Source organism: Parabacteroides distasonis (assembly GCF_004793765.1).
GTDB lineage: Bacteria > Bacteroidota > Bacteroidia > Bacteroidales > Tannerellaceae > Parabacteroides > Parabacteroides distasonis_A.
Map to the genome: position 1 here is coordinate 55,165 of NZ_SRYM01000017.1, position 13,859 is coordinate 69,023.

Annotated in this window: 9 protein-coding genes and 1 pseudogene; 2 read left to right on the plus strand and 8 right to left on the minus strand. The window is 46.1% G+C overall.

What is annotated here, in order from left to right; all coding sequences use genetic code 11:
- Both E5342_RS08165 and E5342_RS08170 read left to right on the plus strand, forming a co-directional pair.
- The gene (locus tag E5342_RS08165; protein WP_121736050.1) at window positions 1-1,059 is read left to right on the plus strand and encodes a M20 family metallo-hydrolase; all 1,059 of its coding nucleotides are present in this window, start codon (window positions 1-3) and stop codon (window positions 1,057-1,059) included.
- Window positions 1,060-1,062: 3 nt separating this feature from the next.
- The gene (locus tag E5342_RS08170; protein ID WP_135959171.1) at window positions 1,063-2,346 is read left to right on the plus strand and encodes a lipopolysaccharide biosynthesis protein; all 1,284 of its coding nucleotides are present in this window, start codon (window positions 1,063-1,065) and stop codon (window positions 2,344-2,346) included.
- On the opposite strand, the gene E5342_RS08175 is transcribed toward E5342_RS08170, so the two are convergent.
- The 8 genes and pseudogenes from E5342_RS08175 to E5342_RS08210 all read right to left on the minus strand — a co-directional run bounded on the left by E5342_RS08175 (window position 2,341) and on the right by E5342_RS08210 (window position 13,800).
- Window positions 2,341-2,790, minus strand: a complete 450-nt coding sequence (locus E5342_RS08175; RefSeq protein ID WP_121736052.1) for a YqaA family protein — start codon at window positions 2,788-2,790, stop codon at window positions 2,341-2,343. The genes E5342_RS08170 and E5342_RS08175 overlap by 6 nt on opposite strands.
- On the minus strand, window positions 2,775-3,791 hold the full coding sequence (locus tag E5342_RS08180) for a hypothetical protein (RefSeq protein WP_135959172.1): 1,017 nt from the start codon (window positions 3,789-3,791) through the stop codon (window positions 2,775-2,777). Before E5342_RS08180 ends, E5342_RS08175 begins: the two co-directional genes overlap by 16 nt.
- Window positions 3,792-4,226: 435 nt before the next feature.
- Window positions 4,227-6,524 (minus strand): annotated as a pseudogene (locus E5342_RS08185) (family 78 glycoside hydrolase catalytic domain); the annotation flags it as partial.
- 24 nt (window positions 6,525-6,548) lie between these two features.
- Entirely contained in the window at window positions 6,549-7,820 is a 1,272-nt protein-coding gene (gene purD / locus E5342_RS08190; RefSeq protein ID WP_121736055.1) for a phosphoribosylamine--glycine ligase, read from the minus strand.
- A gap of 21 nt (window positions 7,821-7,841) precedes the next feature.
- A complete protein-coding gene (locus tag E5342_RS08195) occupies window positions 7,842-10,043 on the minus strand; it encodes a S9 family peptidase (RefSeq protein ID WP_135959173.1) in 2,202 nt (733 codons plus the stop codon).
- Entirely contained in the window at window positions 10,024-11,565 is a 1,542-nt protein-coding gene (locus E5342_RS08200) for a THUMP domain-containing class I SAM-dependent RNA methyltransferase (protein WP_121736057.1), read from the minus strand. Before E5342_RS08200 ends, E5342_RS08195 begins: the two co-directional genes overlap by 20 nt.
- Window positions 11,566-11,630: 65 nt before the next feature.
- The gene (locus E5342_RS08205) at window positions 11,631-12,536 is read right to left on the minus strand and encodes a serine O-acetyltransferase (protein WP_121736058.1); all 906 of its coding nucleotides are present in this window, start codon (window positions 12,534-12,536) and stop codon (window positions 11,631-11,633) included.
- Window positions 12,537-13,212: 676 nt separating this feature from the next.
- Window positions 13,213-13,800: a BF3164 family lipoprotein gene (locus E5342_RS08210; RefSeq protein WP_246867080.1), complete on the minus strand. Its 588-nt coding sequence runs from the start codon at window positions 13,798-13,800 to the stop codon at window positions 13,213-13,215.
- Window positions 13,801-13,859: the final 59 nt, after the last annotated feature.

Below are 13,859 nucleotides of genomic sequence, written 5' to 3' on the forward strand. Positions count from 1 at the left end.
ATGGAAAGATATTACGAAGCGATCGATTTATTAAAAGGCATGATCTCCCGTCCGTCTTTCAGCCGGGAGGAGACCGCCGTAGCGGACTTCCTGCAAGCAGAATGGAAAAAGGCCGGACAAAAGGTATTCCGCAAAAGCAACAACCTGTGGATCATCGCCCCGGATTTTGATTTCGGTAAACCGACTCTTTTACTCAACTCCCATATAGACACCGTCAAGCCCGCTTCCGGTTGGACCAAAGACCCGTTCACCCCCGAAGAGACCGATGACGATACTATATACGGACTCGGTAGCAATGACGCAGGCGCAAGCGTAGTCTCCCTCTACGAGGCTTTCTGCATTTTAAGCCAGAAAGAACAGCCTTACAACCTGATCTTCTTAGCCTCCTGCGAGGAAGAGGTATCCGGGAAAAACGGGATTGAGAGCGCGTTGACCGAACTCCCTCCTATCACCTTCGCCATCGTTGGGGAGCCTACGGGCATGCAACCCGCCGTTGCCGAGAAAGGGCTTATGGTACTGGATTGTTCCTCCGTCGGGAAAGCCGGACATGCCGCCCGCAACGAAGGTATCAACGCCATCACCTTAGCCATGAAAGAGATCGAATGGTTCAGCACCTACCAATTCCCGGAAAAAAGTGATTTCCTCGGACCGGTGAAGATGACTGTCACGATCATTCATGCGGGGACACAGCATAATGTCGTTCCGGATACCTGTGAGTTCACCGTGGACATCCGTACCAACGAATTCTATACGAACGAGCGACTGTTTGAATTGATCAAAGAAAAGGTTCATTGTGAGATCAAGGCCCGCAGTTTCCGCCTTAGCTCCACCCGTACGGATCTGGCTCATCCTTTCGTGCAACGGGCGATCTTGATGGGCAAAGAGCCTTTCGGCTCTCCTACGCTTAGTGATCAAGCACTCATGCGTTTTCCTTCCGTCAAGATAGGGCCAGGTAATTCAGCACGCTCCCATTCCGCCGATGAATTTATCCGAGGCATGGAGATACGGGAGGCGATCGATACGTACGTACGGCTATTGGACGGATTACAACTTCTATAACCTATGTTGAAAAAGATACTGGGAACGATCGGGACACGCTATCTAATAGCCCTCCTTAACCTTGCGCTCATCTTTATCAACGCGAAAGTGCTAGGTATAAAGGGCGTAGGAATGGTCGGCTTGATTGTTGCGTCGGTAAATATCGCCGTAATTTTCAACGGGATACTCAGCGGAGGCACGATTGTTTATTTCATGAATCGTTATTCTATGCGGACGATCTTTCTTCCCGCTTACCTCTGGACTTTCATAGGTTCTGCCCTCGCCTGTGTATTCATGTATTTCACGAGACTTTTACCTACCGCTTATTGGCTGGATATCTATCTGTTGGCGATATTAAACTCGATTGTTGCCGCCAATGCCCGGTTTCTTTTGGGAAAAGATCATATAAAAGGGTTTAACCTAACTTTTATCTTGCAGGGAGGATTGCTATTCTTCATCCTCCTCTATCTTTATTACGGAGCGAATTTACAAGAAGTACAATCCTATGTATGGGGACTATATGCAACCAATGGTATCGCTTTAGCGGCTAGCCTGATCATGCTTGCCCCTTACCTTCTTAAGGAAACACCTCGGCCAGCGGGGAAACCGCTCTATAAGATCGTAAAGGAAATGTTTGCCTATGGCTTATGGGCTGGTGCGGACGGGTTAGCGGAGACTTGTACCACCCGTTTGAATTATTTCCTCATAGAGCGTTTCAGCGGGTTGGGGGGCGTAGGCTTGCTCGATGCCGGAACAAAGATATCCGAAAGCGTATGGCATATCAGCCGTAGCGTAAGTTTCATAGCATACAGTAATGTAGCCAAGACCACGGATGTGATCGAGCAAAAGCGTATTACCCTGCAACTTTTAAAATTGACCTTCTGCGCTATGACTCTTGTAATGGGATGCACCTTATGTATTCCGGAATGGGTGTACACAGACTACCTTTTCAGTACCGAGTTCAAAGGCGTACGGAAGGTTATAATAGGTTTATCGGTAGGTATTGTCACACTGGGATGCAACAGTATTGTCGGTCATTATTTCATAGGTAGCGGAAAAATACGGTATAGTGCCGCAAGCTCTTGTGTAGGATTGGTTACCTTATGGATAACCGGGGTTATCTTGATTCCTCTTTACGGTATCATCGGATCGGCTGTCAGCACCAGTATCGCCTTCACGACCATGTTGATTTTCTCTTTGAGCGTATTTATGCGACAAACCTCTACTGCGTTCCTCGAACTTATCCCCAACCGCAAAGATTGGGAATACCTAATGCTAAAATATAAAGATCGGAGAAAGGTATCATAACATAGACTGTACCTTATAGACAAACTCCATCCAAACCCAATAGCGAATCGCTTTTCCCAAGAACATGGAGATTGCCACGACCCATATATTCGCCCGCAAGAAACCTAGGGCGACAGCGATAAAATCGCCGATACCGGGAAGGAAAACAAAGAAGCCCATCCAAGAACCTTTTCCCTTGATCCAATCCTGCACTTTCTGCAGTTTCACCGGGTCGAGTTTCAGGTATTTCTCGATCCACTCTACCTTTCCCAACATTCCCAACCAATAACAGCTCATTCCACCTAAGAAATTACCAAGCGTAGCAGCGATCATGCAAGGCCAATAAGCCGAACCCGCCAATAATACACCCGTCAATACGACCTCGCTGCTAAACGGTAAGATCGTAGCCGCTAAAAAAGAGGCGATAAATACCCCGATATACCCGTAGGCTATAAGAAATTCCATATACGTATCATTAATAATGCGATAAACATTGCCACCGAGAAATGGAACAACCAAAAGATATATTTCCCTCGGTTCACCGTAAAGAAATGGGCGATCAGGATAGACGCCGGCACACAGGCCATTTCTAGAAACTCCTCGGATGACTGCTCATAGATAAAGAACAATCCAAACGACCAAATGGCCATGACAATCAGAAAAGAAAGGAACTGACGGGTACGTAAATTATCCTCATACTCATGTGCAACGATGTTTAATGAGGCAATGGCCGTTAATCCCGCCACTAAAACGATCTGTATCCAATCTATAATTCCCGTTCCTAGTACCGCGAGGAAACGGATCTTGAATAAGGAGGCGAAAGGTATGGTAAATGCCGTGAAATCCCGTTCCCAGACACACCATCCGAAAACAAACCAATAAACCGTTAAGATGCCTAACAAGGAAGCGGCAAATGTCCGGATATTCAATGTCCTAAAATTATACATCCCCAACCAAAACAGCGGAAAGAACCAAAAGATGTGTATCCACAACAGACTTCCGATACAGATAATCAAAGATGCGTTATAAGCCTTATCCGTGGCCTCCGGGACATGATAAGAGGTAAATAACTGATAAAGGGCCAATATCAAACAAAACACTCCGACTGATGTTGATTTCAAGGGAAAGAAATCAGGATTTGTACTTGTCAATAAGGCATAGAAGAGAAAAGGAAGCAATGTCCTCTCACGAATCAGCATCAAGGCATAGTTTGCCCGATGCACCAGAAACGCACCACCAGCCATCAGCAAAAAACCGATCAAATAGGTAAACAACTTACCCAGAAGAACCCGGCAAAGTACATTCCATAAAGGAGGAGCCGTCACCTCTCCATACACGGGATAACCTACCGAATCCACATACCCCACGATCCAACAAAAAATACAAGCGCAAAGCATGTATAAATGGGTCATAGGTGTCGCTATCGTATATCTACGTCCGTAATATGAAGTTGTTCCTCTTGCCATATACCTTATTCTTTCCTATTCGCATCTTAAAGGAATGAAATAAATGGCAAAGGTATGAAAATATTTCTATTTGTATGAGGATTCTATACGTTACGATATTGACGTTACGATTCTTTTTATATCTACTTCCTTTCTTTTTGATTCTTATTGACCATTAATCATGACAGGAGCTGTTCATGAATCGACCAAACTAGAAGGCGAGAACGGCGATAAAACGCTCTTTTGGATGAAAATATCCTCGTTTTCATGCACGAAAGGTGGCGAAAGCCTATACATATAGTGCCGTCAGGCAACACCTATACTGCCGTTGGGCATTATAAACAGTCACGAATAGGGTTGTCAGTAGTCGTGAATGGGCATCGTAACCCGGTTAGAACCCAGTCGTAACCCTATCGGATAGCCCAAAGAAGTCAATGGATATGAATTAGGATGAATTCCATAGGCATAGTGATTAAAGCTGTTCATGCCTTGCGGCCCCATACCTTTATCGAGCATGTAGCTATTCCAACGCTCCCAGATCGTTGTCGCCCCATTATCTACCGAATACAGCCAACTCGGATTCTTGCGCTGGAAAAGAAGCTCGTAAGCGATATCGCTCATTCCATTCTCCGTAAGCGTAGGCATCAGGATGGAAGTACCCAAGAAACCTGTCTGAAGGCAATTGCCATGCTCGGCGAAGTTATCACGCAGTCGTTTCATCATGTTCTCCTTGGCCGTCCCTTCGACCAGCTTGTTCTTCAAGGCGAATAGGGCAGGCGTCTGCATGGTATTGAATATCGCCGTCTTAAATTCTCCGTCGGCATTCAGGAATTTATCCAATATATACTGTTTCGCTTGAGCAGCCATCGCTTCGTATTTCGCAGCATCCCGTCCTGTCGCACGAGCCATATCGCTCATCATTCCAGCATCTATAAGCCAATAATTTGCACTTAGATAATTCCAATAATCATAGGCTTCCGGAAGCGTTCCGGATCCATCCTGCGCCAAATGTCGACCGCTGCAACTCTCAAGCGGCTCGTAACTGAGCCAGTCGGCCCACTGGTAATTGCCATTCTCTGCGCTGAGGGCATGATGGTCATACTTGGTCTCGTTGATATGATTGAGATATTTCTCCATCGCTGCCCAGTTCTCATCGATAATCTGAGTGTCACCAAATTGCTTCCAGACAACCCAAGGCACGATAACTCCCGCATCCGACCAGCCCAAGCGGTTCATATCAGTAGGAGCCGCACCATATTGAGCCAATGGAGCGACACCGGGATACGCACCGGTTGGTGATTGTGTGTCACGCATATCACGCATCCATTTATGGAAAAAATCAGCGGTATTGGCAAAAAAGGTACCGGTCTCAGCAAATACCTGCGTGTCAGCAGTCCATCCCAGCCGTTCATTGCGCTGCGGGCAATCGGTAGGAACCGAGAGGTAGTTAGAACGTTGTCCCCATAGGGTATTTGAGATCAACTGATTGACCAATTTGTTGCCGGTCGTTATTGATCCTGTCTCCATCTGTTGGGTAATCGAGGAAACTGGAATCGACCGGATCGACCGGATACGCACCTCCTGATCGGCCGTGATAGACACGAAGCGATAACCATAGAACGTGCAATGAGGGCGATAGGTCGTATAGTCCTTATTATCAGCAAAGGTATAGTCGAGCAACATCCCAGTATCCGGAGTGCGCAGATTCAAGCGATGGCAACTACCTTCAGGTCCATCCATTCCTCGGCTCTTCGCACCATTTCCATCGTTCAATATCTCAGAAGGACGACAATTTAGTTTGGTACCCGCCTTTGCCATGAACTCGAAAGCAGGAACCGCCGCACAATTCTGGCCAAAGTCTACGACAAGTGTCTCACCCGGATGAATCACCATTTCCTCGCTTGCCGCATATTCTTTCGTTATAACAACCTTTCCATAAGCATCTTCACTCTCTCCGGTAACCCCATTCCATATATAAGCCTTTCGAGGAGAGAGTGCCAAATCTTCACGAAAATAGACCTCACCTCCATTTGAAGGAAGTATCTCTCCCTCAAATTCCGTATTCTTTTCCGGTGTGGAAAGCTTATCGAGCGTATCATATCCCGGTAACTCACGGGCATCATATTCCTCACCATCAAAAATAGCGGCATGTTTGACCGGTCCGGCGATCCCGGCTTTCCAATCGCTCGTATTGGAACCTAAATATGCCTTGTTACCATCCGCATAGGTTAGCTCAAGCACACCACGAAAAGCGACCTTGGTACCCACCATTCCTTGCTGGCCGCTGTATGTGATGATCTTATCGGCCCACCAACCTGGTGTCACCTGCACAGCGAAAACATTCTCCGCTCCCGCTTGTTTCGACAGGGCATTACTTACCTCATACGTAAACGAACGCTTCGTCTTGTAGGGATGCGTAAAACCCGGTTTGAGAATCTCTTCCCCGATCAACTTCCCATTCACGTATAATTCGTACACACCCAAGCCCGTGGTCATCCAGCGTGCCGAGGTTATCTCTTTTTCATTCTTTACGACACTCACGAACCAAGCGGCACCATCGGCCGCACGCTCATTCGATCCATTGATCTCACCCGTTATGACAGGAGCATTTGCTACAGATATCCATTCGGAATAGTTCCAAGCGGCATCATCCAACGCAGAAACACGCTTCCCCGATTCGTTCGTCTGATCGGTCGAACATGCATAGAGAGCCGCACAAACAACCCATAAAAGTAATAGTTTTCGTTTTTTCATATGTATATTCTCTGTAATTATCATTTACAAATCAAACCCGATATCCCGACGGAAATACTTCTTATCGAAATCGATTTGCTTAGCTCCGGCGAAAGATTGGGCTAAAGCCTCCTCCTTATTAGCTCCATACGAGCTAACTGCGATTACACGGCCACCATTCGTCAGGATCTGGCCGTCTACCAGCTTCGTCCCGGCATGGAACACTATATTTTCAGAGGATACGCCATCCAATCCCGTAATTACCTTATTTTTCTCGTAAGCCTCCGGATAACCGCCGCTTACCAACATAACCGTAACCGCCGTACGAGGGTCTTGTACCAATGTACGAGCCGCTAAATTACCTTCCGCTACCCCTTCCAGCAAATCAACCAAGTCACTTTGGATACGAAGCATGACAACCTCCGTTTCCGGATCCCCCATGCGACAATTGTATTCTATTACCATCGGTTCATCCTTCACATTGATCAGACCCAAGAAGATGAAACCTTTATAATCAATATTTTCCGCTTTCAATCCCTCTACGGTAGGACGGATAATACGCTCGTCCACCTTCGCCATAAAGACCTCATCCGCAAAAGGAACCGGAGAAACAGCTCCCATTCCACCTGTGTTTAAGCCCATATTGCCCTCACCGATACGCTTATAATCTTTCGCTACCGGAAGCACCTTGTAATCGTTGCCATCCGTCAAGACGAATACAGAGCATTCGATACCATCTAAGAACTCCTCGATCACGACCGTCTTGCTTGCGTCACCAAACATTCCGCCCAGCATATCTCCTAACTCTTTCTTGGCTTCCTCCAAACTATCGATAATCAGTACCCCTTTACCGGCAGCCAATCCATCCGCTTTCAATACATAAGGAGCGGAAAGAGATTCCAAGAACGCATAGCCTTCCTCTAAGTTTTCAGCGGAAATACTTTTATAACGAGCGGTCGGGATATTATGACGCATCATAAACGCCTTGGCGAAATCCTTGCTACCTTCCAATTGGGCACCTTCCCCACTCGGGCCGATCACGGGGATGGAGCTTAATGCCTCATCCTTCTTGAAATAATCATAAACACCCTTCACCAATGGATCCTCGGGGCCTACCACGACCATATTCACTTGGTTAGCCAATGCAAAATCCTTGATAGCGGCAAAATCATCCGCTTTGATATCCACGTTCGTTCCCACCAACGCTGTTCCCGCATTACCGGGAGCGATAAATAACTTATCAACTTTCGGGCTTTGAGCGATCTTCCAAGCGATCGCATGCTCACGCCCACCAGAGCCTAATAACAATACATTCATATCTCTTCTAATTTTCAATTCTCAATTTTTCAAATAGTCATCGAAATACCTCGTAATCTTCTCATGCAAATGCGGACGGTCCTTACCGGTCACGTTATGCTCATGACGGGGATAAACAAAGTAATCCGGATAAGTATCAGCCTCTACGCAAGCCTTTAAGAAACCAAGGCTGTGTTGCCACACTACCACCGGATCAATATCCCCATGTATCATCAACAGATGGCCTTTCAGATTACCGGCCTTCAGTTTCAGGTTCGCATTCTTATAACCTTCCGGATTATCCTGCGGGCGATCCATATAACGCTCGCCATACATGATCTCGTAATTGCTCCAGTCGATAACCGGACCTCCAGCCACGCCAACCTTAAAGATCTCCGGATAAGTCAACATCAAGTTCGTTGTCATAAAACCTCCATAACTCCAGCCATGTATCCCGATACGGTCGGCATCCACACAAGGCAAGGATTTCAGGAACTCGACACCCTTCACTTGGTCCGCCATCTCATTGATACCCAAATTTCGATGAATCACGCTCTCAAAAGCATGCCCGCGGTTCGCCGAGCCACGGCTATCCACAGTAAACATCACATAACCTCTCTGTGCCATATAGAGATCCCAGCCACGAGCCCCGTTTTGCCAGTCACCCGTAACCAATTGGGCATGCGGACCTCCATAGACGTAGACAATCGTAGGATACTTCTTCGTCTCATCCAAATCCGGTGGTAAAGTCAACCGGTAATTCAAGTGGGTCTTACCATCGGCAGCAAGGATATGTCCAACCTCGATCCGCGGCATCCGATACGATTTAAAGGGATCCGGAGCGGAAAGTAAGGTAGAAATCACTTTAGCGTCCTTTACACGAATTAAATCGATATCCCTTGGGGTAGAAGGAGAACTTACATAATCAATCGCATATTCGCCGGAAGGACTAAACAGCCAACGGTGCACACCCACTTTCCAACTCAAGCAATTCATGATATCATCCGTTCTCAAATTCGTCTCCCAAATATAACGTTGCATCCCTGTCCCTTGCATATTCGGAGATACGGGATGAGGCGCCGTTCCCTCGAAAATCACTTTATTTCCGTCTTTGCTAAAACCGAGTACCTTGGTAACCACCCATTCTCCACCAGTTAGCTTCCTTAATTCCTTTCCGGTCGTATCATACAGATATAAATGGTTATAGCCATCCGCCTCACTCTGCCAGATAAACTTATCCGGATCGTTCGGCAAGAAAAGTACGGGATGCTGCGGCTCCACATAACAACGATCCGTCTCGGTAAACAGATCAGCCTCTTTCTTTCCCGTCAAGGCAGAGTACCGTACCAGATGCATCTCGTTCTGCTCACGATTCAGCTCAGCGATATAAATACTTTTCTCATCCGGACTCCAAGCGATATTTGTCAAATATTTCTCTTTCGGCAAGCCTGTTTCCAGCCAAATCGTCTGTCCGGTAGCTACCTGATAGACACCCACCATAACCTCATGACTCTTCATTCCAGCCATCGGATATTTATGAGGAACTGATGTAGCGCAACGGGTGTCGATATTCACCAGCGGGTAAGCGGTCACCATACGCTCATCCATACGATAAAACGCTAGAGCCGAGCCTTTAGGAGACCAAAACATACCTTTCGTAATCCCGAACTCCCGTTGATGGACAGCCTGCCCGCATACGATTCCATCCTGTGTTTCACGTGTAACAATCGTATTTTGTCCATCCGGGGATAAAATATGCACATTGTTTCCTTCCGTGAAAGCCAAGTTATTCGTAGCCGAACAGAAATCATAATTCGCCCAGTTGCTCTTCAATGCGTAATCAGCGACTACCTTATTTTTCTTATAGTCATAATGAATCCGGTGCTGTTTGCTCGTAAAAGCCAAGACCGAACCCCTTTCGTAGGGTACCGAGAAGCTAGGCAAGGAACCAACCGTCTGTAGGTTTGCTACCTTCAAGGCCCCATTCAGTCGTTCCAACGAGAAAAAGACCTCTTCCTTTTTCCCCGGCTTAGCTCCTAACACGCTATCTCCCTTCGCATATAAGTACTCGTCTCCGCACCATCGTAACTGTTTCAAGTCACGAGGTACGAAGCGGCTATACGTTTTCCCTCCCGGAATCAAGTCGTGCAAGGTAAGTTGCTTATCTTGGGCGGTAATCGGCATCGCTAATACAATCAAACAGAGGCTTATGAATAAAGATGATTTAATCCTCATAATCATCATACCCTCTCCGTTTTGTAGGCTTGTTAAACGGACGTTTTCCATCCCGCTTATGATCGCCAAACCCTTTCTTACGGTCATCCTCATCCCGATAACGCATTTTCACAGGACGTTCTCCTTTTGGCTTGATCGGCTTACGAATCGGAGCATCCCCGAATTTCTTGCGGACTGGGCGATCCTCTCCCCGGTCCTCCCCAAAGATACGTTTTCCTGGAATGGAAGCGAAGCGTTCCTCGTCATCCTCGCTATGGGCAGCGGCAAAACGACGTTCCGGACGATCCACACGACCCGTACGGAAGTTTGGACGATCATTGCCTCTACGCTCGAAAGAGTCTTCCGATCTGCGCAGACGCTTCTCTCCATCCTCATTCAATGCCTTTTTGAAGTCCTTATTGGTTCCCTCGAATAACTCATAGCAACGGTATTCACACTCCAAGGAAGCGTTCATCAGTTTAATCTTCTCGCTCGGGCGCAAGCCTATCTTATCGAAACATTCATCTTTATAGCTCAAGATCCAAGCCTTATATCCCATGAACACGTGTTTCAAGCGCTCGCCGATCATATTATACAATCCCAATAGATCACGAGATGATATACGCTCCCCATAAGGCGGGTTCGTCACCAATATACCCGGTTGCGGAGCCTCCGTATATTGTTGGAACGGTTTCACCTTCAGATCAATATATTTCATCAAGCCAGCGCTACGGATATTCTCCAAAGCGATATCGATAGCGGCTTGGGAAATATCAGATCCATAACAATGGAAGGCGAACTCACGCTCTCTACTCTCATCATTATAAATACGGTCGAACAATTCCTCATCATAGTCTACCCATTTCTGGAAGGCGAATTCTTTCCGATGGATACCCGGAGCGATATTCAAAGCGATCATGGCGGCCTCAATCAACAATGTACCGGAACCACACATCGGATCCACGAAATTAGACTCTCCTTTCCAACCGGTTTTTAGGATCATGCCGGCAGCCAACACCTCATTCAACGGAGCTTCCGTTTGATCCACCCGATAACCACGCTTGTGCAAAGACTCACCGGAGCTATCGATAGACAAGGTACAATCGTTATGCGAAATATGGATATTGATATATAAATCCGGGTTATTGACACGAACGGACGGACGCTTCTTGAACTTCTCGATGAAGTAATCCACGATAGCATCTTTCGTACGGTAAGCGACAAACTTCGAGTGATTGAAATCCTCGGAATAGATCACTGAGTCGATCGCAAACGTCTTGTCCAGCGACAAAAACTTCTCCCACTCTACCTTTTTCACCTCTTTATAAACGGTATCAGCATCTTTGGCCTTGAAATGATAAATCGGTTTCAGAATGCGCAGGGCAGTACGGCAGTGGAAATTCGCCTTATAAAGCAATTCCTTATCACCCGTAAAGGAAACCATACGACGACCGATCTGCAGGTCGTTGGCACCTAAAGCTAATAACTCCTCGGCCAAGATCTCTTCCAACCCATATAGAGTTTTGGCCACCATTTCAAATGTCTCGCTCATTTTAATTGAAAATTGAAAATTGAGAATTGACAATTATTCTCAATTGCATATTACGTTGTTTACTATTAATTGTTCTCATTTCGCTTCAATTGTGTAACCATGCTCCCCGCCGGTACATCCTCCGCTATCCAGACGTTACCACATATCGTAGCTCCTCTGCCAATCCGGATTTTACCGATCAAGGTGGAATTAGAGTATACGGTCACATGATCCTCCAAAATAGGATGACGAGCTACGCCACGGATAGCGTTACCGTTCTCATCGGGGGGAAGTTTCTCTCCCGCTAAGCTGACGCCTTGAAAGATACGTACATGATTACCGATCACGCTCGTCTCGCCGATTACCGTGCCCGTCCCATGGTCTATCGAGAAATGATGACCGATCTTCGCACCCGGATGGATATCGATACCGGTCTCGGAATGCGCCATCTCCGTAATCATACGAGGGATATAAGGAACCCCGAGCTTATACAATTGATGGGCGATCCGGTAATTACCGATCGCCCGGAAACCGGGATAACAAAATATAACCTCACCTAGATTTTGAGCGGCTGGATCACCATTGAAAGTCGCCTCCGCATCCGTAGCCAGCAAACTGCGAATCTCCGGAAGCGTAGATATGAAAGCCTCCGAAATAGCCTCTGCCTCAGCGGAGATCTTTTCTTCCGCACAAGTCACACAAGACGTATCCGCAAAACAAAGTCCCGCATAAACCAGCTTGGATAATAAAGAATGAAGAGTCTCAACATTTACACCCGTATGAAAACGGATCGTCTGTTTACTGATACGGGCATTCCCATAATAACCGGGGAACAGGATCGCACGGCATAGATCGATGATCTCTTTCAGCACCTCGCCCGAGGGCAGTGCTTCCTCATCCCTGTACGCATGGAACAATTGTTTATACGATGCCTCATCCGACAGTTTCTCCACCGTATCGCCCAATACGCTACTATGCCTCTGTATATCCATTATTTGCGGAATATTCTTTATAATGCGCAAAAATAGTATTTTATTTGAGAACGGCTTCACGAAGAGGTATCAAAAATACAGCCAACGACTAATATTACGTTCTATAGTGTTAAATTCCACGCTAACCTTTATCAACTTATGTCCATCCTTTAATAGGAAATCAAAAAACTTGGTACGTAAAAGCTAAAGCGCAGAAATTGCTTTTCTGATATAAGAGAGCAACCTATCCCTATTCTCACAACTAAACATATAGCATTTTCCCTGTTTAGTCTTTATCCAAAAAGCCTGCGAAAATCACCAACATAAGCCCTATTTACTATTCCTGAAGATCCCTAATAACCGAGAAAACCTCCGCTCCCAAATAACCTTAAGTTTAACTCTTTCCTGTCATACACACCCACATCGGCTATCTGATCCAATTCAACACGAAAGGTACCAATCAATTTATGCAATACCAATCGATCACCCTCCAGACCTATCCAATTCGAAGCTCAAACAGGTAAGGAAGCAAAATGAGGGGTAGAAGATAAAGCATGGTCCTCTCACAAAAAGATTGAGCATGTAGAGGTAAGACTACACATAGAGCCACATAAATCACGAATATGAACACCGTCATAAACCACGTGAAGTTATCCCATTTTACGTTAAAAAGACCATAACGTTTTATTAAAAACACTCATTCTAGTTCATACTTGATAACATCGTAAATACCGTTCTCATCCGGAGATAAACCCACGATAAATCGATCATCCTCATCTACGGCTATCCGCCTCACGCTCCGGTCAAGGCGAAAGCTCTTCTTCAACCGACCATCCCACGTAAAAACCAATAAGGTAAAAGCATTTGAAAAATCCACGCTACCATCATACAAACAATAAACATATCGGTTGGTACCAAATAAGTCGATAAAACATTTGACAGAACCCAAGACATCCACTTTCCTTCCGTCCGCAGCCAACAAGGGAGCAATCGGCTTCCTCCCATATGTAACGCTTCTCTGATATGTTCCTTTCAAATCGTAAAAATCAATCCGATTGAAGAAGCGTAAGGCAGCCACTACGCTATTTTGCCGCTCATTCACGCAGAGATTCGGCAAATAGGCAATCGACTTGCAAAGACGATAAGCCTTTTCTTCCTTTGGGGGATCTACCCAATAAACCCCGTCTTTTTCATTAGCATAACAAAAAGAGCCAAATACGTCCTTTTCCACGATCGGAACCGCATAAATCTCTTTGGACGTGATATTATAATACGTAGAAGGCATAAGGTGACATGATACAGATTTACTTCACACGCAATTAACAATTAAAAGAACGTGTGTAA